A 22,707-nucleotide genomic window follows, 5' to 3' on the forward strand; every position below is an offset into this window, starting at 1 on the left:
CTACCCGAGTCTCAACATGAGCACCATCTCGGGCATTGCCGAAAATAAGACATTACTACAAAGTGATATGTTCATATACACACAACAGTCGCATAATCGCTCTAATGTACCTGATTGTCAATGGGTAATTACCCATACCTTTCTCTATCCGAAACCTTGCTGTAACCTGCACTTATATTCAATGGTTCGTGAAAACCGGTCTGGCAAAACTTTTAGCAATGATTATCACTATTGATATATCAAAAATCCATGTAATCCAGAATAGTTACGATAAAAACGCATTTCGACCTCAAGTAAAGGAGATAGAGTGAGTACACTTAAAGAATTTCACTACAGTGCCGACTTTCCCTGCACCGTAAAAGAACTTTATGATTACCATAGTCGCCCCGGGGCACTTGAAAGGCTGCTTCCCCCCTGGGACGGCTCTGAGGTCATCAGAAAAGAAGGCTCCATAGCTCCCGGCGGCAAGGTACTGATGCACCTCAAATTCGGCCCCTTCACCATTCCCTGGGAAGCCCGTCACATTGCCGAAACCACAGGAGTCATGTTTCGGGATATTCAGCACAAAGGCCCCTTTGCGACATTCTCACATACCCATCGTTTCAGCAGTACAGCACATGGTTCCCGGCTTGATGACTCCATCACTTTCGCCTTGCCGGCACAGAAATACCTGCCCGCCATCGCGGAGAAACAAGTTCAGAAAATGCTCGGGAGAATCTTTTCCCACCGGGAGCATGTACTTCGCGCTGACTTGAAGCTGCACAGCAAATACAGTCGAAAGCCCTTGCGAATTCTCATCTCCGGGGCCAGTGGGGTGCTGGGCTCCGCCCTGATCCCCCTGCTTACCACCGGCGGCCATCAGGTCTGGACCCTAGTCCGGCGCGAGCCCTCCCCCGGCAAACACGAAATTTTCTGGGACCCGCAAAATTCAACATTGAATCCGGCAGACATTCCCGAAATAGATGCTGTCATCCATCTTGCTGGTGAATACATCGGGGTCGGCCGCTGGAGTGAGGCGCAGCAACGCAGAGTGGTGGAGAGCAGGATTCTCGGTACCGAACTGCTGGCCCAAACGGTAGCCGCCCTCCCGGTTCCCCCCAGAGTATTCCTCTCTGCCTCAGCCGTGGGCTATTATGGCAACTGTCATGATACAATCATTGATGAAGGCCAACCGGCGGGAGATGATTTTGTTTCCAGTGTCTGTAAGGTTTGGGAGAAATCGACCTGGCCGGTGAGAGATGCCGGTATTCGCACCGTGTACATGCGTTTTGGAGTGGGTCTCACACCAAGGGGAGGCGCCCTGCAACGTCTGCTGGTCAGCCGTGCTATCGGTTTTATTCGCTACTTTGGCAGCGGGGAGCAATATGTGAGCTGGATGAGTGTGTATGACATGGTCGCCGCCATGCTCCATTGCCTGGTAACCGAAGAGGTATCCGGAGCGGTAAACATTGTTGCCCCGAATCCGGTTACCAACCAGGAACTCATGGCAACACTGGCCCGGGTAGTACATCGACCGCTGCTGGTGCCTATTCCCGCAAAAATGCTACAGATTCTGCATGGACAGATGGCCAATGAGATTGTATTGTCCGGTTGTCGGGCGTCTGCACAGAAACTCATTGATACAGGCTTTGAATTCCGTCATCCCGACCTTGAAACGGCGCTGAGGGTGCTGCTTGGCAAAACCGTAGCGCCTGCTGATCATTTCAACCAACTTTGAGGTAACACCTTGAGCCGGCAACTCAAAATCACCTTTATGGTCCTGATGACAATGGCCCTTGCCTTCGGCTTTTTTCATCACTTCATCCCGAAAGAACAACTCAATTTCGAGCGGCTGCACATATTTCTTTTCAATCTCTGCAGTGGCGGCACCCTGCTCCTTTACTACACCGAAGACAAAAAAAATCTTAGCAGGACAGCCCGCACCTTTTTCGTACTCTCAATCTGTTTTGCCCTGTTCAGTTTTCTTGAATGGTATTTGCCAACCCTGATTATCCCCCTTATTCTCGGGGTACTGGTTGAGCGCGTACGTCTTGTCCATTTCGGGTCGATTTTTCCCAAGGACCTCTTCTCCTCGAGAGAGGATGTTGCCCGCAAGTTCCATCAGGCTGCACTGCTCTGCCTGTCGCTTGCCCTGTTCATCTCCAGTTTTGTGATCTTCAACGAGATCTACGCGAAATGGTTCTACCTCGAAAAGCTCAAGCTCGACACCTTCTTCCTCGGCTTCTCCTTCCCGGTATCCCTGATCAGTATGTCTGTTATTTTCTCTTTGATGAAAAAGCATGAGGTAGAGGTTACCATTCACATCAAAGAGGCATTGTTCTGGACCATAAATCTCGGGGTAATAGTCTTTTTTCTCTTTATCCTGGCCAAGTGGTTTGTACCGCAGGTGATGATTGCCACGACGCTCTTTCTGGCAGTCACCCTGGTGCTCTATCTCTATTACCACCAGGGAATCCGCCTGCAGCAAAAAACCTTTCTCACCTCAGGAATCTTTTTTCTGCTGATAACCTCAATCACCGGCATCATTTACATCCTTTGGGCCTTTTCAGCAGACTACGATCCGCAACAGACCCAGCCCCTGCTTCGCCTGCATGCCTTCACCGCACTCTACGGCTGGAACCTGAGCGGCCTGGCCGTGATCAGCAGGCACGCTGACTTCCCGATTCGTCTTCACTCTCAGAAGGTTATTATCCTCCATTGGCTGACGGTGCTTATCCTCTGCCCTCTTGGCTATTTTGTGCCACTGGCAGCGCTGGCGGCAGTTATTGCCTATGCCTTTCTGCTGCAGACCCTGCTCTTTAACAGCGGCCCGGCAGATTCCCGTCTGGTGACCATTGAAGATGAGGTCCTTGCCGCAGCGGAGAAAAAGTAACCGGACTTCCCAAACCCTGCCACCCAAGCTGGCTCTTAAAGCACAAATACAAAAGGCAGCCTTTGCGGTTTCGCAAAGGCTGCCTTTTTCATACAGCGGGATATCTTCGCTAATGAATTACTTAGCTGCGCTTAACGCCCATTCGGGCACGACACCGATATCTATGCCAAACAGAGGTATAACAAGCAAAAAGGTCAGGGCTACGGTGATAATAATACCGAGAATATTCAGCCCGAAACCGGATTTAACCATCTGCGGAATCGAAACATAACCGGAACCAAAGACGATGGCGTTCGGCGGAGTAGCAACCGGCAGCATAAAGGCACAGGATGCGGCAATGGCAGCCGGAACAACCAGCAGCAATGGGTTCTGCCCTAAACCGATGGCGATTGCAGAGAGGATCGGCATAACCATGGCAGAGGTCGCGGTGTTGGAGGTGAGCTCAGTGAGAAAAATAATGAGCGTCGCCACTGCCAGCACCAGAACGAAGATCGGTGCCGCTTCCAACAAACCTACCTGACCACCGATCCAGGCAGCAAGACCGGTTACTTTGAAACCTGCAGCAAGTGCCAGGCCGCCACCAAAGAGAATCAGAACACCCCATGGCAGTTTGGATGCCCAGGTCCAGTTCATGACGAATTCGTTACGTTTCAGATTGAGCGGAATGGTAAAAAGTACCAGCGCACCGATCATGGCGATGGCTGCGTCAGTCACCATCTTCGGGTCAGGAAAGAGAAATCCCAACTGCTTTCTAAATATCCAGCCCAAAGCAGTGAGCAGGAACACCACTGCAGTCCAGCGCTCGCCAGGGTTCATGGAACCCATCTCTTCAAGTTCCCGGTCGATCAGGTCACGTCCACCCGGTACACGCTTAAGTTTCATCGGGTTGGCGACACGAATAAGCCAAAGCCAGCAGAGCGGCAGTAAAACTATTACCAGAGGAACACCAACCATCATCCAGCTGGCAAATGTTATCTCATAACCATAGGTTTTATTGAGGTAACCAGCCAGAACGGTATTCGGCGGAGTACCAATCAAAGTGGCGATACCGCCGATGGAGGCCGCATAGGCGATGCCCAGCATCAGGTTCAGACCAAAGGCAAACTTTTCGGGAGAGAAATCGATCTCAGAATCCAGCCCCTCTTTTTTGCCTTCAGCAATTACATGGTGGATAATGGCCAGACCAATGGGCATCATCATAACCGTGGTAGCGGTATTGGAGACAAACGCCGAAAGCACGGCGGTCGCGGCCATGAAACCGAAGATGAGCCTACCGGGAGAAAAACCCACAACCCGTACGATGTTCATTGCTATGCGACGATGCAGGTTCCAGCGCTGCATGGAAAGTGCGATGATAAAACCGCCCATGAAAAGAAAGATCAGGTGGCTTGCATAAGGTGCAGCCGCAGCCTTGGTTCCCATGATTCCCATGAATGGAAAAAACGCAATCGGTATAAGGCTGGTTGCCGGAATGGGAATTGCCTCAGTCATCCACCAGGTTGCCATCAGACAGGCGACCGCCGCCATTTTCTGGGCTACAGGCTCCATTCCACCGGGAGCAGGCAGTATCAGCATCAGGAAAAAGAGTAACGGTCCAAGGGCGAGTCCGAATTTCTGCCGATTGGTATATTCCTTCGGTTCTTCTTCTTTTACGCCGTCAGGGCCTGTTTTTAAACGACGGCTGTGTTCTGCAGGTGCCTCGTTGAGGCGTTCTATCGATGGATCGTCATCATGCACAGCTCTGTTTTCGACGACATGGTCGCGCGAAAAGTGCTTGACGATTTCCCGTGGCCTAAATAGCACAAGAGCTTTTGTTTCATAATGCATCTGCCATAAACGATCCCAAACTGCTAACGACATAGTCAGTCCTCCTCCATAATTAGGCAACTCAGCACCCAATGCATTGCTCCTCACGCAAAACATGGATGCACTACATAATGCTACATATCCTGGCTGCTACTGATGCACCCCCTGTCAAATAGATGAATTTGGTCTATTATCATTACCCCAGTGCCCACTGGAATCTCCTAAACAAACCGACAATACAAATAGAATTACACGACTTTATGAATGACTCATCATTCATTACTGAGTTGTTAACAAATCAAGATGATTTAAGCAACTCTTTGAAATATTTCATCACTACATTGTCGTAATAATCAGGAATGTACTCATGTTAACATGCACTTACCAACCCAACAAAACAGTCCCAATATTGGTATGATGGATTTTCCATCCGTTTACGTTAAGAGAGATGTTGCGCCAGGAACAGTAATCTTGAAAGAAACATTCAGGATATTTGATACAAAGTAGCATACCATTCCAACGAGTCAATTGGTTTTTTGAACAAATTCATACCCTAGCGCCAATTTGCCGTCAGCTATTCAAGCATTTGCTTTATCTCTTGCCCTGCTACAACCCTGAGCAGCTGGGCATTTCAGCCGTATCACTTGAACTCCCTGTAAAGCTGAGACAAAAAAACGGGTTGAGATAATTTTTTCTCAACCCGCACCCCACCGATAAGCCCGACATATAACGTAAACTAGAAACGCTCTACTTCCAGAGAGAACTTTAACCTTGCAAGCTCAGAGTTTCACCATCCTTCAAAGTGATCACTTATTCTGTCAGGCACATCTTCGCCAGTTCGGTGAACAACACTTTCCGGGAAATCGAACAACGATTCAGAGCCACCTGGAGGCTCTGAACAAAGAAAATCCTCCCCTGGCATCTGAACAAGCCCACCCATATCAAGACATGCTCCACCCCGAGTCCATATCGGCAATATCGGCTTTAAACCCGATCAACGCCCGCACGGAAACTTCATAATCAACTCCTCCTGCCAGGTCAGAACCCTATCTTACAACTCGCCCAGAATTTGCTCGGTGGCAACCACCCGGACACTCAAATATGACAGGGCAGCCATAATCACCGACTTTGCCTGTTCTGAGCTGCAGGCGATTCCCCCAAACTCTGTCGGCGGGGTCGCTGTACAGTCATGCACCAGTGTACAACTATAATCCAGATCCCTGGCGGCCCTGACTGTGGCATCAACACACATAAACGCCATCATTCCTGTTATCACCAGTTCCGTGATTCCCTGGCCCTTGAGATACTCCTGCAGTTCTGTCTGCTTAAATGAGTTGGGGAAATTCTTTGTTATCACTTCTTCCCCGGTCACGGGTTGTACACTCTTAAAAAACCCTGCCCCCGGGGTCTCCGGTATGAAAAAACTCGCGTCCTCCCCTTGTGAGTGGTGTCGAACATGCACCACCTGAAGATCGTTAGCACGAAACCTTTCGAGTATTCTGCTGATATTTTCCGCAGCTTGCTCTGCCCCCGGCAAGACCATTTTCCCACCCGTAAAATAGTCGTTTTGCACATCGATGATAAGTAATGCTCTATTCTTCATAATTTGCCCTTTCTCTGATTTTTTGCTTCTCTAAATGATGCATGGCTATCCTGGCGACAGACTCCTGTCTGCCGATCTGTCAGAAAATGTAGAACAACTTGTCACATTCAGAAAGTGTCTGATTCGACATAAAGAGAGTGAAATACGACACAACATGGACTAGCTTTACCCCAACCTCTCTTCCCCCCATCTACTAAGGACCGACACGACATGCTTAAAATAGCAATTCTTGCCCTTGAAAACTGTGTTCATTCCAGCGTAACCGGATCTTTCGATATTTTTGCGGTCAGCTCACTGAAATGGCAGGAAATCCATGGTAATACAAAGCCGTTCGCTGAACTCAGTATCATTAGCCCACATGGGGCACCGGTAACAGCCTTTGGCGGTCTGAGCCTTTCCGCCACCGCCTCAATGGAAGCAGGAGAACAATATGACATTCTTATAGTCCCTGCTCTTTATGGTGATATGGGGCAGGTCGAGCATAGAAGAGAGATCTGCGAGCTCCTGACAATTCAGCACGCCGGCGGATGCTGCATTGCCACAGTCTGCGCCGGTGCATTCCTTGCTGCAGAAGCCGGCATTCTTGACGGTCGCAAAGCCACCACCCACTGGGCCCTGGCAGACAACTTCAGAACTCGCTTTCCCGATATTCAGCTCAAGGCGGAAAAAATGCTGGTTGATGAAGGTGATGTCATTACGGCCGGTGGGGTTACCGCCTACCTTGATCTCTGCCTGCATCTGGTCCGCAGATTCGGCTCTGTAGAGCTGGCCGGCGCTGTCTCCAGCACATTTCTGATCGACGGAGCCAGGGAAGTTCAACTGCCCTACTGCAGCTACAGCCTGCCGAAAAACCACAAAGACCGGGAGATCCTTACTGCCCAGCGATGGCTGGAAAATAATTTTCGGGAGCCGGTCAGAATCGCCCGTCTGGCCAGCATGGTTGCCCTGAGTGAACGGACCTTTCTACGTCGGTTTAAAAAAGCCACCGGCGACACCCCCACCGAATATCTGCAGTCCACCAGGATAGAAGCTGCCCGCCGCCTGCTGGAAAAAACGACAGAACCCGTTGAGATCATTACCTGTGAGGTAGGTTACGAAGACACTAGTTCATTTCGTCGCCTGTTCAAGCTCCATACCGGCCTCACCCCCACAGCCTACCGTAAACGTTTTGCCCTCTCTGTTTGACAGTCCATTTCCAAGACAGCTACAATCCAAACTGAAGCAGTCTCTTCAGCACCTTTTCCCCTATCAACTCAAGGAGAAACCTATGTACGCCATAGCTGTCAATGGAAGTCCCCGTAAAGGCGGTAATACCGAATTTGCGCTGCAGGAAGTTCTCACACAGCTGGACCAGGCTGGCTGGAAGACCGAAATGGTCAAGGTAGGCGGCACCGCTATCCGCGGCTGCATCGCCTGCAACAAGTGCTTTGAAACCCAGGATAACAGCTGCATCCAGAAAAAGGATAAATTCAACGAGATATATCTGAAAATGGTGGAAGCGGACGCCATAATAATAGGTTCACCCACCTATTTCGCCGCTGTTGCTTCAGACCTGAAATCACTGACCGACCGAGCCGGATATGTCGCTTATGCAAATGGACACACCTTCGCCGGTAAAATAGGTTCGGCGGTGGTGGCTGTCCGGCGAGGAGGAGCAATCCACGTCTATGACAGCATAAATCACATGTTCCAGATGTCCCAGATGATCATCCCCGGCTCAACTTATTGGAATTTCTGCTTCGGGCTGGAAAAGGGGGAAGCAAAAGATGACGCTGAAGGTGTTGCCAACATGCACCACCTGGGTAAAGCGATAGACTGGCTGGGCAGGGCCATCAAACCAAAACTGTCAGAATACCCGAAAGCTTCTGATGATTTTGAATCCTGACCCATTGCTCACCTGTAATACACTGGGCTTCCCTCTGATTCTGGACGCTCGAACAAGTTTTACCTGAGAAGAAGATTGTCCGGGCAATGAAGAGCTAGAGGGAATGCTCTGTTTTGGGTTGAAAAGGAATTAACTGTCGGCAAGCCCTTCCACCTTGATAATTACCAGGGTAATATCGTCTTCGGTTTTAACCCCGAGAGAGAATCTGGCCACCTCGTCGTAGACAGTGTTCAGAATCTCTGAAGCACTCCGGTGTGCATTGTCCTTGAGAATTGCTTTCAGCCTTTCCCTACCGAACATTTCACCTTCAGTGTTGAAAGACTCCCAGATACCATCTGTGCCAACCGCGATGATCTGACCATTTTCCAGGCCGAGCCGATGATGTTCCTCGTAGCTGATATCATCCATAACCCCGAGTGCGATGCCGTTTCCCTTCAGTTCCTCGAACCTGTCTTTCTGAGCATCATACAGGATGGCTGGATCATGCCCGGCCCTGACCCAATCTATCTGCCTTTTGCCCCGATCTATGCAAAGATAAAACAGGGTCATGAATCTGCCGGATTCAAGCACATCCTTTGCAAGGTGACTGTTCATGGCAGAAACGATCTCAGATATGGTTCCCGGTTGGGAGGCACGCATTCGTAAAAACGCGCGGGCTGTGGTCATCAGCAACGCCGAATCGACACCATGACCGGAAATATCTCCAACCACAACGCTGAACGGATCACGGCCCGAACCCGGATGCCAGATAAAATCATAATAATCACCACCGATCTCATCGCAGGAAACATTGCGACCGGCCACATCCAGGCCATTCACCACTGGTTTTTCCTGGGGCAGCAGACTTTTCTGCACTTCACCAGCGAGCATCAGCGCCTTTTTATGCTCGGTCATGTCGGTGACAAACGCCATATTGCCGATCATTTTACCCTGGTCGTCCCGCAGCACATTACCATGGATGAGTATCGGCACAGAGCTTCCGTCCTTCCTGGCCCCTGACCCCTCGATTACGCGAAACTCCTGTTTCATTAACGTTCCACGGTTGTGCTCGAGAAAATCCCTGAAATCTTTACTTGCCAGATCAGCTGTATTTTTTCCGATCAGCTCCTGGCGGCTATAGCCGAAGATGTTACAATATGCCTGGTTCACATCAATGATTGTCTGCTCATCATCGACCAGCACAAAACCTTCTGCTGCGGTTTCGACAATCCGCCGATATTTCTCCTCACTTTTCTTCAACTCCCGGGTTGCCAGAGTCCGCGCCGTGATATCATAGAGCACTCCCTGATGGTTGGTTTTGTTGCCATTTTCATCCCGCACCACAGAGGTTTTATCCTCCACCCAGCGAATCTCACCGCTCCTGGTTATACAGCGATATCTCTGGCTATACTCTTCAATGTTCGCTTCCGCCAGGGCAATGAGTTCTTTTTCCACCCGCTCCCTGTCATCCGGGTGGACGATATCGCCAAATGTCAGTGTATTATCAAAAAAATCCTGGGGAGAATACCCGAACTGCTGAATGTTCTCAGAAATATATTGCAGCTGTGCATCTTCGCCTGCACTTCGCCGAAACAATATGACAGGGCTCCGCTCCACAATCAGCTTGGCCATCCTCAACTCATCGGAAACTTTTTCGTGCTCTTCACACTCAAGCGCCAGAGCCCTGTTCCGCTCTTCACAACTCTGCTTGAAAAAGAACAGATCGGCCTCAGCCTTTTTCAGCCTCTGATGCAACAACTCTGCGCTGTCGGCCTTTGCCTGCAGCTGCTGTATCTCATGAATGAGTTCTTCCCGCGACTTCTCTTCGTGCTCGCCCATATGTTATCAATGTCGGAGTTTGAAAATACTGTACCAGAGACAAATGGCTCCTCAATTCCAGATATTATAATATGTCGTGACAGGACAGAGCACAATGCATGATGGTGTCAATAGTCACAGCTGGCAGAGCGCATCGGCTCAAACACCTTTTGCGGATTGAACCTTATTGGGGTCAAAATATAGATAAGCAGCCGCGAACGGGTCTTGAACTGGTTGACCAGGCAACAGTAAACCTGGCTATTTTCTGTCTTTTGAAATCACCAGCAGATAATCACCTTCAGCCAGCACACAGTCACCCGCAGGGTTCGATACCACTTCTCCCCCCTTGCCCTTCTGAACTCCGAAAACCGTAGTGTTGTGTTCCTTTTTCATGGTGATGAAAACATCCAGAAAAGTTTTATTGATAAATTCCCGGGGCAACTGCATCGAAAATAGTTCATTACCGTAGCGACTGCTCAAAAGTTCCGAAACAATCTGGCTGATACCGTGATCGCTTGCGGCACTGGCTATCAGGTGGCTGTTCAGCTCGCTGCCGATAATAATTTCATCCGCGTTGGCCCTCTGGCAATGGGGTTTGTTGGCTTTGTCCGCCAGTTCCACCACACTGTAGACCTCAGGATTGATGGACTCTACTGTTAAAGTGGTCAAAACAACCTTGGCATCGCGGGCCGTAGGTTCTATGGAGTCATCACCTAAAATGATGATGGTATCAGCTTCGGCCAGATTCGCCTTGCCCAGGCTTTCTTCATTTACCACACCACGGATGAAGATAAGTTTCGGATCATCAACAGGTTTCTCCTCAATATCGGCTATCAGCACTATAGGCTGCTGCAATGTCGCAGAATCCGTGCGCAGTTCCTGCAAGACCGTTTTCGCCCTGTGGTTCCACTCGCAAATGATGATGTGCCCGCTCACTTTAGAGGTCTGCATGCCCTTGTTCTCCCGTATTCGCATATTGATGAGCATCGAAGCAAGGCTGGCGCTCAGCACACCAAGCAGACCGATGCCAAAAAACATTATTATTACTGCCAGTACCCTGCCCTCTAAAGTAGTAGGCGAGATATCGCCGTAACCCACAGTAGTCAGGGTGACCACGCTCCACCAGACTCCACCTGCAAAAGAGATCGAAGGCTCAAAACTGGAGATAAGGTAACCGCTCACCAGCACTATGATGCCAATTACAGCTAATAGTTTCAGTACATTTTCCCGATATAGGAACTCGTATAACCGCAGTAGTTTGATTTTCATAGACCTTCCCGGATCAATCCCCTAACCAACCAGATTTTATGCCCTTGAGTTCATAGACAACCGGACAAGATAACGATTATCGTCTAAAAACAAAAGCTTTTCGCAGCCTAAACCACACCCTTCTGCTACCTCAAGTAAAGTTGCAAAATCGACATACAGCCAGGGAAATGGTTCGGAGACAATAGAGCCGAAGCGCATAACAAATTCTGTCTCTCCGTAATACACATCATCTTCGAAACGAAATTCCTCATCGACCTCCGCATAGAGACTGCTGAGATCTGTCGAGTCAGCAATGATCTGGCCGCCTTCTGTAATAATGGTTGCCGCATGACAAAGCATAGTACGCAACCCTTCAAGAGTGCCGCACAGCCCCAACCCATTCATCAGAAAAAGTAGCGTCTGATATTCACCTTTTTCTATCGAATACAAATCAGTGTGCGCGACGTTTTTCACACCACGCCGCTGCATCACCTCCACCGCACCTGGTGAGATATCTATAGCATCAACCGCTAGCCCATGCTGCTGCAAAAAAAGGCTGTGACTGCCACTGCCTGCCCCAACATCAAGCACCTTGCCCTTGCAAAGAGAAAGTGCTTTTTTTTCGAGTTCGTCCATCTGTTCATAGTCACGAAACATCACCTCACCAGTCATGGTGGACATCTCAAGAGTAGTCGACTCAACCTCAAGAGAAACACTGGTTGTACCATCTAGATGCGCCAGCATCATCGCACCCAGCGGATCATTATCGGTTGCGCTAATCAATCTCTGCATCTTTTTTTAACCATCTGATAATAACGTGACATATGGCAAGGTTAGCGTACCAACCTTGGTCCACCACTTATATAAATATGTAATTGAGGCACAACTGTAACAGACAATGAATGGAAAGAACAGAGAGATAGCCCGACTTTCATCTTCTGATCTCAGGGCTGATCAATTTCAACTGAACCAATCTCTTATGATCAATTTCTGAGCACCCTCTATGACCAAACGTTCCATCGGCGAAGGTGATAAATACCAACCGTCAGGTTGTGCTTCTCTAACGCAGCAGGAAACAGATGAGGCTATTACGCAGAGGAAGGCTGGATGAGTAGATTAAATTGAATGGCTAATGCAAGCGCAATAATTCACTCTTACTTGAAGTATGGCGTCTTCATGGGACAGGTCCTGTCAAACTGCCCCCCTCAAGCCTAGCAATCATGTGGGAAGACAGTTTTTTTCCAGGCCATACGGTGAGGCCTGTTATTTTTACATAGCCCTGTGTAGATAAACTTATCTTCTGCAATAGACAAGAAAGTTAAATCAGACTCCTGGTCAAAAATTCAATTGCAGTGCTGAGTATAATGGGTAAACAGGCTTTTGATATATTTTCAGATAAAGGATCGTCTTGCTATAATATTTCGAGTTTCCCCGCTCCCATCACTACTTGAAATTGAAGTTTAGGAGTAACAAGGTACTATTTCAATTACTTGTATAACTCGAAAGTTTATTACGAATATCCTCTACTCGTTTTCGGTTTACACCGAAATCATAATAGCCTAGCCTGGAAGCCGACCTAACGTGTATGAGCATTTCTTTTGATTGAGTCTCAGGAAAATAAAATTCAACATCATCCACGAAACGAAAGACCGCGGAGGACACCTCTGCTCGAATGTAGTCGTTTCCAACATCCTTGACCTCTGTCCTCTTTGACTCCCTGAGTATTTGCAAGATATGTTTTTTTGTGTCAATTTGGGTACTCGTAACAAGAATTGGCTTAATAAAATGTTCTTTATCATTTATCTGACTGTTCACACAATTAGGTTTGTCAGGGCATTTCTTCAGGTAACCATTTTCAAGACCTAATTCAGGTGATGACCCTGTACATCCTGCAAGTAACAAAAAGGTGGCTAGAACAACAGTGATTATTTTTTTCACTATTCTTATTCCTCATATTTACTGGGTAGGATTGAATGACAGTACATTGATTTAATGCATGCAACTGTTTTTTAAAATTTAAATTTCGCCATTCAATTTCAGCGAGTCCGCGAAACGCAGTGGAGTGATGGTACGGTTGGTTAGCGTCAATATCTATGTTGAGTATTTAGCTGCCACTGTACGAACTTTCTCAGCTGCTTCGTATAGTCGGCGTTCAGACAAGGTACCTGAGTTTACAGCCTGGATTATTGAACTTACAACATCTTGAATCTGGCTACCTGTATCAGCTACAAGGAGTAGATCAGAACCTGCATTCAATGCATCTATAGCAACACTACTAATGGTTTTGTTTCTCAAGGTTGCCTTAGAATCTAAATCATCTGATAATATAAGACCTTTGAATCCCAGTTCTGATTTAAGGGTTTGTATAATTTTAGGCGATAGCGATGCCGGAAGGTTAGGATCTAATGTTTCAATTATAGCTGGACCAGTCATGATAATCTCAACATTATTTTTGATAGCATCCTCAAAAGGGATGTAACCTGCTTGAATTGATTCTAAAGAGCCATCCATTATTGCTTCAGACTCAATTGCAGGGTCTAATTCGATAGTCGAATATCCTGGAAAGTGCTTTGCTGCAGCAGCAACATGACTAGATTGGATCCCTCTGATAAAAGCTGATGAGATATCTGAAAGTCGTATTGGATCAGTTGTCCATGTCCTTCCCAGCAACCATGGGTTAATGCCAGATACTATGTCTAATATTGGCCCCAGAAAACAATTAAAACCTAGTTTTTTTGCTGCTGTTGCGATTTTTGATGATAAATGCTCGAAATCAGAAAGATGTATGGTTTGAAGTTCTTCTATAGAAGGGAATGGTTCAACTAAATCGTGTAGTCTACATATTCCAGAAATCTCTTGATCTACAGCTATTATTATTTGTTTTGAAAAAGATTTGGCCTCGTTATTAAAGCAAAGTACGGTTTCTGGAGTCTCTAATAATTTCCGTTCAATTGAGACCTGCCTGGAAACATACTCTTCACGGGTTTCACCCACTAAAATTGAGCAACCTCCTTCTGATAAAAACTCTTTAACAGAATCGCTCAACGAAAGGCAACTAAATGCTGGGAAGATAACAGCATGTGCGTTTTGTTTATTTGTAAATATCATAATTTCTACTGAAATTTAATTTTCAATCGCTAACATTGAGAAAACTCGGCCGCATGCTCTTGCGGGCCCGTACTTGTTGCCTGGTTAGCAGTATTATTTAATTACAATATCATACACATCTAATAGCGACAAAACATCGGGTGAAGAAAATACCGTTTTCTTAAGTTTATTGGCGCCTGGATGGATCGAATAGTTGGATGCATCAGACAAATCAGTATATTCCAAATTTGTATTAACAAATCGGGTTCCGGTAAAATCAGAGTGGCGACAATCCGCTCTGGACAAATTTGCTTCAGAAAAATCAGCCTCTTTCACTTTACAATTGGTAATTTCTGTGCCTTTCAGATCCACATTGATAAAACTACAGTAATTCAATGAACATTGTCTAAATATTACATCTAGAGGTATGCCAGTTTCAGCCCACTGAATTCCTGTTAGTTTTGATTCCTCAAAGAGGACATCATCAAAAACAGTATGTTTTACTGAAATTGAGTTTAAATCGCAATTTGTAAAGCTACAACGCTCAAACCTGCAGTTAAAGAAATTCACTTTGGACAATTTACAGTTTACAAATTTACAGTCACAAAACTCTACCTCAACAAATTTAGTGTGTTGTGGCAAGTTGATATCCAAAAACATTTCGTCTTCGAACATTTCATAATCCAATATATCAGGACTGTCTTTTTTCATATACATGGTTAAAGATGATTTTACTAAGACCACACTATCTTCTTTCTTTACTTTCTAAAATGGAGTGGTGGTGCACAGGGCCTTTACACGTCCCTGCGAACGATTGGTTAAACGACTGTTTTTGTGGCTTATTTAATTAATTTCTCAATTTTATCATATGAATCTAATAGAGTATTTTTTTTATTTTCTAGCTCTAGAAGCAGTGGTGCTATTTGAGTAATCTCTGCATTTAAAACCGAATTCAATTGATTTAATGCTTGCCATATTTGCTGATCCGCTTCTTGATAGTTCCACATAGAGCTTATTGTTTCCTCCCATTCATCCACCTTAGCTCTCCTTTCTTCAAGAATTGTTTCAAATTCCTCAAGATCAGAAAGCTCTTGCCCCATATAGTGCTCATCCGTTACAATTTTTTTGTATAGCTTAATCGATTCGATTGCTTTCTTGTTAATACCTATTGCTTGTTTTATATTTACATCAGCTTTATTTTTAGTACCTACAACCTTGTTTAATAAAGCATAGAATTCTTGCATGTTCTGATAGTGTGCTAATTTTGAATTAAACTTTTGTTGTTTTCTACCGGCTGAAAAACTATACAGCAAAGACATAGTTGCAACCACTAAAGCAGCTAACGATATATATTCACTTGGATTCCAACTATTGGTTATAGACATTTTTTATTCAACTACAAACTTTTAAGGTTTAACTCACCGAAGAGTTTCAGCGAGTCCGAGTGAAACGCCATATTATGCGTGCTTTGTTCTTAAAACATCTTCTATTTCACCCATCATCGTGTATTCCAACCCATCGATTTCGTCAATATGCTCTCCAATTATTTTGAAGTTCATTGCTTCAGCCAATTTAATAGAGGGGTAGTTTGCAGGACTGATGGTTAGTATAAAAGTTCTTACATTCGATTCATAGTTAGCCCACTCCATCATCGCAATGGCACTTTCCTTAGCAATCCCTCTTCTTCTGTATTCTGGGTCTATTGTATATCCCAATTCGACCGCTAATTCAGAAATTTCCAAAAGCTCCGGGTCTGGTGCTTTGTGATGAAAGCTTATGTGCCCAACCATTCTATTATCATTCTTTTGGAGAATTGCTCGGTACATCCACTTTTGCTGACTGCTATCTCGCTCAATCATCTCAAGTCTTCTATTGAGCCATATTCTATTCGGCATTGGTAAACCAGGAGGTATTACAAATCCGGAAAGCTGTTGGGCCTTCTCATAATTTCCTTCACTAATCATACGAAGTAAAGGAATGCTCATACTCTTCAGTATAAGTCTATTTGTCTCAATAGGAGGTATTTTATTATTATCTGGCATATAGTTGAGTTCAGGGCCGCACGCTTTTTGCGCGTCCCCTGGACGGCTTGTTAAATTATTTTTCAGTTATCTTCCTGAAATTGATAGTGTAGTTATACTTGTTTCCAAAAACTTGAAATACTGTAAAACCATATTTTGCAACTAAAGATTTAAGATCCTCGACACTAATCTTGTCGGGATCTCCAACTAACTCTGAGATCGACAAAATTCCCCCTTCTTTTAAAACCCTATAAATCTCCTTTAAATATGTGTCTTTATTGTCAACCTCACCTAAGACTGTTACCATAAATACTCTATCAAAAAGGTTGCTTTCCAGATCAAGGCAGTAGCCATCAGTTAACTTGTAATCTACATTAGTAATTCCTTTTTTATCGAGTCGTTTTTTTGACATATCCAACATTTCTTGTTGAATATCTATCAAGACAAGCCTACCGCTTTCCAGTTTTTTTGCAACATGAGAACTGAAATAGCCAGGACCTGGACCTATCTCTAATATGTTTTGGCCTCCGCTTATATCTAATCTTTGGATCAACTTTTTGGGAGACAGAAATAAGTTACGGAAGGGGATTAAGAGAGTAAAAGCATACTTAGGTGGAAACACACCTTTACCTGAAAAACTATTTCTATATCGAGTTGTCATTATTTTTTTTTAGTGCACTTCATCGTTTACAACTATGTCAATACATCGTTTACAGATAGTTGCGCTTGAGACGACCCAGTTCATCTTGGATTTTTTCCTTAACATCAGAACGACAGGTTCCCACGTTCCTTAAAAGAGCCTGCAACAGGATCATGCCACCTCTATGCCGGTCACCATCTGGTCAGTGAGCAGGTTACTTCCACACTTATCCCAGTTCAGCTCGCGAAACACTGGTTTTGATGACATCTGTCAACGCTGATTTCGACACCTCAACGGTGGTTCACTCTCGTTCATCTTCCTGAAGCACACCTGACAGGTTTACCTCCTGCCTTTTCCTACACGCTCACTACCATGGCTCTTTGCCACAGCAACTTCAGGCGGTTTGATTCCAGGTCCTGCAACCCGAAATCGGGGGGGGAGGCCGACCTCCCCTTCCCTTTTAAAGTTTCGTGGCACACGCGAGCTTAAGCGAGTCCGAGCGGAACGTGGTGGAGCGGTGTTTAACGCTTGGCTAGCTGGTTATTAATCAACCATCACGGATCGAGGATATATATTTAATTTCTATGAAATATTATTTGAGTTCATTGTCATTGATAATCTCACTCATTCCACAAGCATCCTCCACGTGATTTTCAAAAGGTGCAATGGTTTTCTCGTTGATCCATCGTTTCACGGTTACCGGCTCGAACCGACTGTTTTCTTCCACGGGAAACCGTATAGGCAGGCCCGGCTTCACGTCCACGAGCACTTTGGACTTTTTCACGACAACAGCGCCGTTTACAATCACATAGGGAATGCCTGTGGAGGGAAGGCCGTTTTCACCTGCCGTAAAAGTGGCATTGTCAGTAACCTTATCAGGGTTGAAAAGTGTCAGGTCGGCAATCTTGCCCACCTGAACGCGCCCCCTGTCCTTCATGGCCTGGAGCCCAGTGTCGCCGAGATGGAGGGCCGGCCAGTAGCTGAGTTGTGAAAGTTGAAACATCAGGGGCACACCCTGCTCCCGCCCCAGGCGCAAGGTCCTGGCATGCGTGCCGGCCGTGCGTGGATTGCCTGCATATTCCGAATAATCCGCGTTCATTGGGAGAAGATTCCCGTTTGCGTCATGTCCGGGCAGGCCATCACTTGCCACTGCCATGTGTGGCATGGTAAGCCAATACTTGATCCATTCCTCACGCCATGGCATAAATATCACGATGTTCCGGCTGGGATCATTGGCAACAGTCTTCTTAAAAGTCTCGCGAGTGAAAAAGCTGTCCGTTTGGGGATCAAAGATGGTCTCCTCGTAACGATTGCCCTGAATATCTTCCCATACTTCAGGACGGAGAAAATCTGCAGAAATAACTGTTCCTCCTGAAGCGTATGGATAATGCTCGGACCACATGTTAAGGCCCCTGGCGCGGGCGAGCTGAAGTTTTTCTTCTATTTCCCACCATCCGTAATCATTGTTATGTTGCACCAGCAGCGGCGCATCGAGAAGAAATGCATTGGTAAATACTTCGTCAAAGCCGAGGGCGGCTTCCGTGGGCGGCTCGGACGAAAGGTGAAAACGGGTATGCACGGCCGTAAGACGTCCATAGCGGGATGCCGCGCGCTGGCCCTCGAATAATGCATAGGTTGTCAATCCCCGGGCCATGTAGGCAGGAACCGCGGCAAGACCAAGGGCCCCCTGCCGCATGTCTTCATCAAGCAGGCGTGACACCTTGTTCATGGTTTCGATAGTGTCCTTGGTCATGGCCCAGCCCGCAACGCCGTCTTCACCTGCGACATGCATGTAATGGGCAGCGTTGGCCATATCTACGGGCTCGTCAATGGCAGTTTCCGGATCATGTACAATCATTCGGTTCAGCGCATGGCTGGATGTTGTGCCATAATTGACCTGCCATCCTCCTTTGGCCTTTTGTTCATACCAGTCACCCACATGACACGCACCGGCCTCAAGATCCATGGCCGTGGTCACCCCATCCCGCAAAACCATCTTAATGGTGAAGGGATCTAAGCCATGGACATGGGTATCGATAAAACCGGGAGCAACCACGAGGCCCTTTGCGTTAATCTTTTCGGCACCAGTTATTTTATCCTTTGTGATGACTTCGATCCGGCCGTTTTTTATACCCACGTTGGCGACTGAATCATACATGCTCTCTGGGTCCATGACACGGCCGTTCAAAATAACAAGATCGTAGTTTTGGGCTAAAGACAGAGAGCTCGCTGCAAAGAAAAAAAACAACGAGAGAAAAAACCTATAAAGTTGTTGGATCAAAATTTGTTCTCCTTTGGCAGTTATCGCTCTCTGCCATGCTAGGTCAGCCACCCGGTCTGATAAGACAATCTATATATTTTACCACACAACAGGGGCTTTATATCTAAAAGTAACGTCGAATAATGCTATTATAATTATTTAATTATGTGGTCAGTATTTGAATTTATGATGCTGGTGGATTGTAGTTTGCTACCTGTTGCCACAAACTCTCTATGTTCAGTGCAGATAATCCATTGTAGCTAGCGTGAAGGTAACCGGTGAGCTTCATCGAGGCCGTGTTGACCGCCTGGTTAGCTGGATCATTTAATAAACAAAAAAACAATAGTTGGACAAATGAACAAGAATACCATCCCAACTCCGAGTAAATTCCCTTTCAGTATGTTAAAATCATCAATTATCTTATGCCATTTCATTTTAAATACATATTTCCCAAAAAGAATATCTAATGAGATCATAATAACTAACCAAACAGACCCAATTATAAGACAATCAACATAATTAGTTGGCTCCACCCAAGACAGGGTAAACCAACAAATAGAGTAAATAATTATAATCCCAGAAAGAAAACTTATTTTTTTAGCACGTTTTACGCCATACTTCTTATGTAGATATCTTACTCTCAAATTTCCGTTTACTACTTCACCTATAGCGATTAATAATCCGACAATTAATGTTTTGAGTAGCATTGGGAACTTCCTTGGAAGCTAACGTGGACATAACCGGCGAGCTTCAGCGACTTCGCATCTAACTCCCTGTTATAATATTTTTTTTATTTAAGCTGGAGAAAATCACCGTCGATTATCATTAGTTTTACACCATTTTTTGTTACAGAACGATGAGAGCTCAAATCATCTGATACAATATACGACATACCTGAAGTTAATACTGAACTAATACCTTCTTCTTGTTCATTTGTAACTTCACCTTCAAGGCAATGAACTATGTGACCTTTTTGGCACCAATGGTCGGCAACGTAGCCAGCAGAATATTCAACAATTCTTATTCGTAAACCATCGAATTGGAGGGTTTGCCAGTATGCAACACCGGTTTCACCTTTATGTTCATTCTTAGGAATTTTTGACCAATCTATGGTTTGAAATGGGATGTTTTTATCATTCATTTTTATCAATCTAGAATAGATTTTATTTCTATAACGTGGAATTGAGGAGCCGCGGCTATTTGCTGTCACTTGGAACGATTTGACATGTGTTTTATTTTGGTATTTTTACATTATCATCGTCGTAGTCACCTTGTTCGGCCGTTGTATGACAAGCTATACAATTTGATCGTGAGCCGATTGAAGGCCTGTCAAAAACGGATGAGTTCAATTCGTGATGTTTTTCTTTAATATATGGAGTTTCTGATATTCTAAGAGAAACTTGGCCTTTAAGTCTATGTAATATGTTTCTGGCTCTTTTTGATGAAGAATTCTCTGCTGAATTTTCTATTAAGTATTTTTCAATTTCATTTACTGATTTTTCATCTATTGAAACGTCTTCATCAAAATGGAACGGTAAAGTATTAATTAGTTTTTCCCAAGATGCTGAAGCAAGCAGACCTGGTTGATAATTGAAATGACAGGCACCACATTCTTGCTTATAGGTTTCATTCGTAATAGCGGAGAATGATTCACGTTCATATTTTTCTTTCTGTTTGTCGTCTGCATATGCAGGCGACAAACAGAATGCAGCAATGATGAAGGGATTAGCGAGCAATTGCATAAGATTGAATTTGGTATTCATTTTGCCCTCCACAAATGAGATATTTTTAAAATTCACATATCGTTTAGTTCAAGGGCGCACCTTTTGCGCGTTCCTGGGAACGGTTGGTTATGCGTTTAATATTAGTTCAAAATTTTAGAAGTACCAAAAGCGCTTAGCAATGCCAATAATGTATAACTTACAAGGTAAAATATTCCAATTGATAGTAATGGGCCACTTGGCAAGAACACAAGTATATAGAAGATTTGACCTAGCAAGATACCTGAATAAATAATTAGAGTTTTTGTTGGGAAGAAATAGCCTAATAGTATGCCGGAGATTAGCAAAGAAATAATATAATAAATTGAATCTGAATCCCAAGGTTCTAAACTACCGGTAGCTATTGGTGAAAACCACCATATTATCATACCAGTAACGAATGAAAAAACTAGGCTTATGTAACCTTTATTCTTCAAAATAGTTTATTTTTTCGCATAACGTTTAAGTTCACATGCCCTCGCTGTTTGCAGGCCCTGTGTAACAGTTGGTTAGAATATTTTTAATCTATTTTTTCTTTAGCCATGAACCCATATTGCGTATCATTGAATTCCTGAGAGAGGTACTTAAATAATCCGTGAGCTTCACTATCTCTACCCAATTTTTCCAGTGCTAATGCTTTAAGGTAAATAATTTCAGATTTCATTTGATGGGTTGGCTCTTGATAATTCTCAGCACGGTTTGTTAACTCGACCACATCCTCATAATCACCATCTTCAAAATTGCTGTAAGCCCTGCTAAGAGCACCTTTCTGCGCCATGCCAGTACAGCCACTAATGGTTATTGACACAAAAAGAAGAAAAACAATTCTGTATTGCATTTTTTACTCCTGTCTCTTTTAATGTTTTCTTCTTTTTTCAATTTCTAACGTGAAGTTGTGGGGCGCGCGCCTTTTGCGCGTCCCTACGAACGCTTGGTTATGATATATTTTCCATTTATTATTTAAGCTTATCGTATACTCTTAGGCCTAGATAAATAAATATTAGCGTTAACATTATGACTGGAACCAATATTATACTTCTATCATAACGATCTAACTGACAACCACCACCTAACAGACAATCAAAGTTTTCGATATAGGTATTAACTGTTAAATCAAAGTAAAAATATAGTAATGTAGCAAAGATAATTATTTTCGATAACCATAAGGCAAACACTAGGAAACCGTTTATAGATAATTCTACTGTCAATGAGCCAGAAATGTCTGGTTCTCGCCAGTTTGGTGGTCCAGGTACAATTGGCCTGTACATTGAAGCATAGGCTGATATTGCCATCAGACCAATAAAAGCCAGAATTACAGAAGGGACCAATATGTAAAGAGGCAGGCTTTGTATCCATTCAAAGGATATTTTTGGTCTAATTTCATAATGTAATATAGCTGTATATATTATCGCCAATATTGACCACAAAGCATACTTATTCTTAGGAGATATCGTAATGATTTTTTTTGTAATCATAACGTGTAATATAGGAGTACTCCCTTTTTGCGGAGTATTATCCAATTCATTCAAAAATGGAGTACCACAATGGGTAGCTCCACAGCGTGGTATGGCATTTTGGAGCTTGCGCAAAAACCATCCTATGTCACTAAAATAACACTGTTTTACGCATAGTAGGCCATTGAAATTCAAGTTGCAAGCGATAATCAGGTTAAACTATCGAGTTCCTATAATACGCAAATAACCGTGATATAGGAGTATGGGTATATTA

Annotated in this window: 21 protein-coding genes; 4 read left to right on the forward strand and 17 right to left on the reverse strand. The window is 44.9% G+C overall.

Annotated elements, in window-relative coordinates; genetic code table 11:
• The first annotated feature begins 307 nt into the window (after nucleotides 1-307).
• Together ACN5NT_RS10215 and ACN5NT_RS10220 are read left to right on the forward strand one after the other, a co-directional pair.
• Entirely contained in the window at nucleotides 308-1,717 is a 1,410-nt protein-coding gene (locus ACN5NT_RS10215) for a TIGR01777 family oxidoreductase (RefSeq protein ID WP_419175361.1), read from the forward strand.
• A 9-nt stretch (nucleotides 1,718-1,726) separates the two neighbouring features.
• Nucleotides 1,727-2,872: a hypothetical protein gene (locus ACN5NT_RS10220; protein WP_419175362.1), complete on the forward strand. Its 1,146-nt coding sequence runs from the start codon at nucleotides 1,727-1,729 to the stop codon at nucleotides 2,870-2,872.
• A 117-nt stretch (nucleotides 2,873-2,989) separates the two neighbouring features.
• On the opposite strand, the gene ACN5NT_RS10225 is transcribed toward ACN5NT_RS10220, so the two are convergent.
• Nucleotides 2,990-4,732 carry an SLC13 family permease gene (locus ACN5NT_RS10225; protein ID WP_136799376.1) on the reverse strand — a complete coding sequence of 581 codons (1,743 nt, stop codon included), beginning with the start codon at nucleotides 4,730-4,732 and terminating at the stop codon, nucleotides 2,990-2,992.
• 997 nt (nucleotides 4,733-5,729) lie between these two features.
• Nucleotides 5,730-6,281, reverse strand: coding sequence for a cysteine hydrolase family protein (locus ACN5NT_RS10230; protein ID WP_419175363.1), 552 nt, complete (start codon nucleotides 6,279-6,281; stop codon nucleotides 5,730-5,732).
• A 210-nt stretch (nucleotides 6,282-6,491) separates the two neighbouring features.
• Here ACN5NT_RS10230 and ACN5NT_RS10235 point away from each other — a divergent pair, with 210 nt between their 5' ends.
• Complete coding sequence (locus tag ACN5NT_RS10235) at nucleotides 6,492-7,466, forward strand: GlxA family transcriptional regulator (RefSeq protein WP_419175364.1); 975 nt, start codon at nucleotides 6,492-6,494, stop codon at nucleotides 7,464-7,466.
• 82 nt (nucleotides 7,467-7,548) lie between these two features.
• Complete coding sequence (locus ACN5NT_RS10240; RefSeq protein ID WP_419175365.1) at nucleotides 7,549-8,166, forward strand: flavodoxin family protein; 618 nt, start codon at nucleotides 7,549-7,551, stop codon at nucleotides 8,164-8,166.
• A gap of 129 nt (nucleotides 8,167-8,295) precedes the next feature.
• On the opposite strand, the gene ACN5NT_RS10245 is transcribed toward ACN5NT_RS10240, so the two are convergent.
• The 15 genes from ACN5NT_RS10245 to ACN5NT_RS10315 all read right to left on the reverse strand — a co-directional run bounded on the left by ACN5NT_RS10245 (nucleotide 8,296) and on the right by ACN5NT_RS10315 (nucleotide 22,568).
• Nucleotides 8,296-9,984 carry a SpoIIE family protein phosphatase gene (locus tag ACN5NT_RS10245; protein WP_419175366.1) on the reverse strand — a complete coding sequence of 563 codons (1,689 nt, stop codon included), beginning with the start codon at nucleotides 9,982-9,984 and terminating at the stop codon, nucleotides 8,296-8,298.
• Nucleotides 9,985-10,221: 237 nt separating this feature from the next.
• Nucleotides 10,222-11,232, reverse strand: a complete 1,011-nt coding sequence (locus tag ACN5NT_RS10250) for a potassium channel family protein (protein ID WP_419175367.1) — start codon at nucleotides 11,230-11,232, stop codon at nucleotides 10,222-10,224.
• A 36-nt stretch (nucleotides 11,233-11,268) separates the two neighbouring features.
• On the reverse strand, nucleotides 11,269-12,003 hold the full coding sequence (locus ACN5NT_RS10255; protein ID WP_419175368.1) for a class I SAM-dependent methyltransferase: 735 nt from the start codon (nucleotides 12,001-12,003) through the stop codon (nucleotides 11,269-11,271).
• A gap of 690 nt (nucleotides 12,004-12,693) precedes the next feature.
• Nucleotides 12,694-13,149, reverse strand: a complete 456-nt coding sequence (locus tag ACN5NT_RS10260; RefSeq protein WP_419175369.1) for a DUF1499 domain-containing protein — start codon at nucleotides 13,147-13,149, stop codon at nucleotides 12,694-12,696.
• 153 nt (nucleotides 13,150-13,302) lie between these two features.
• Nucleotides 13,303-14,319, reverse strand: a complete 1,017-nt coding sequence (locus ACN5NT_RS10265; protein WP_419175370.1) for a glycoside hydrolase family 3 N-terminal domain-containing protein — start codon at nucleotides 14,317-14,319, stop codon at nucleotides 13,303-13,305.
• 93 nt (nucleotides 14,320-14,412) lie between these two features.
• Nucleotides 14,413-15,042, reverse strand: a complete 630-nt coding sequence (locus tag ACN5NT_RS10270; RefSeq protein ID WP_419175371.1) for a pentapeptide repeat-containing protein — start codon at nucleotides 15,040-15,042, stop codon at nucleotides 14,413-14,415.
• A 95-nt stretch (nucleotides 15,043-15,137) separates the two neighbouring features.
• The gene (locus ACN5NT_RS10275) at nucleotides 15,138-15,683 is read right to left on the reverse strand and encodes a hypothetical protein (protein ID WP_419175372.1); all 546 of its coding nucleotides are present in this window, start codon (nucleotides 15,681-15,683) and stop codon (nucleotides 15,138-15,140) included.
• Between the two features lie 72 nt (nucleotides 15,684-15,755).
• A complete protein-coding gene (locus ACN5NT_RS10280) occupies nucleotides 15,756-16,340 on the reverse strand; it encodes a GNAT family N-acetyltransferase (RefSeq protein ID WP_419175373.1) in 585 nt (194 codons plus the stop codon).
• A gap of 55 nt (nucleotides 16,341-16,395) precedes the next feature.
• The gene (locus ACN5NT_RS10285; RefSeq protein ID WP_419175374.1) at nucleotides 16,396-16,941 is read right to left on the reverse strand and encodes a class I SAM-dependent methyltransferase; all 546 of its coding nucleotides are present in this window, start codon (nucleotides 16,939-16,941) and stop codon (nucleotides 16,396-16,398) included.
• 610 nt (nucleotides 16,942-17,551) lie between these two features.
• Nucleotides 17,552-19,117 carry an aminoacylase gene (locus tag ACN5NT_RS10290; protein ID WP_419175375.1) on the reverse strand — a complete coding sequence of 522 codons (1,566 nt, stop codon included), beginning with the start codon at nucleotides 19,115-19,117 and terminating at the stop codon, nucleotides 17,552-17,554.
• Between the two features lie 422 nt (nucleotides 19,118-19,539).
• Nucleotides 19,540-19,926, reverse strand: coding sequence for a hypothetical protein (locus tag ACN5NT_RS10295; RefSeq protein ID WP_419175376.1), 387 nt, complete (start codon nucleotides 19,924-19,926; stop codon nucleotides 19,540-19,542).
• A gap of 83 nt (nucleotides 19,927-20,009) precedes the next feature.
• Nucleotides 20,010-20,360, reverse strand: coding sequence for a DHCW motif cupin fold protein (locus tag ACN5NT_RS10300; protein WP_419175377.1), 351 nt, complete (start codon nucleotides 20,358-20,360; stop codon nucleotides 20,010-20,012).
• Nucleotides 20,361-20,451: 91 nt separating this feature from the next.
• Complete coding sequence (locus ACN5NT_RS10305) at nucleotides 20,452-20,982, reverse strand: diheme cytochrome c (protein ID WP_419175378.1); 531 nt, start codon at nucleotides 20,980-20,982, stop codon at nucleotides 20,452-20,454.
• Nucleotides 20,983-21,499: 517 nt separating this feature from the next.
• On the reverse strand, nucleotides 21,500-21,817 hold the full coding sequence (locus ACN5NT_RS10310; RefSeq protein WP_419175379.1) for a hypothetical protein: 318 nt from the start codon (nucleotides 21,815-21,817) through the stop codon (nucleotides 21,500-21,502).
• 118 nt (nucleotides 21,818-21,935) lie between these two features.
• The gene (locus ACN5NT_RS10315) at nucleotides 21,936-22,568 is read right to left on the reverse strand and encodes a hypothetical protein (RefSeq protein WP_419175380.1); all 633 of its coding nucleotides are present in this window, start codon (nucleotides 22,566-22,568) and stop codon (nucleotides 21,936-21,938) included.
• Between the last annotated feature and the right edge of the window lie 139 nt (nucleotides 22,569-22,707).

It is taken from the genome of Desulfosediminicola sp. (assembly GCF_048381775.1).
Lineage (GTDB): Bacteria > Desulfobacterota > Desulfobulbia > Desulfobulbales > Desulfocapsaceae > Desulfopila > Desulfopila ganghwensis.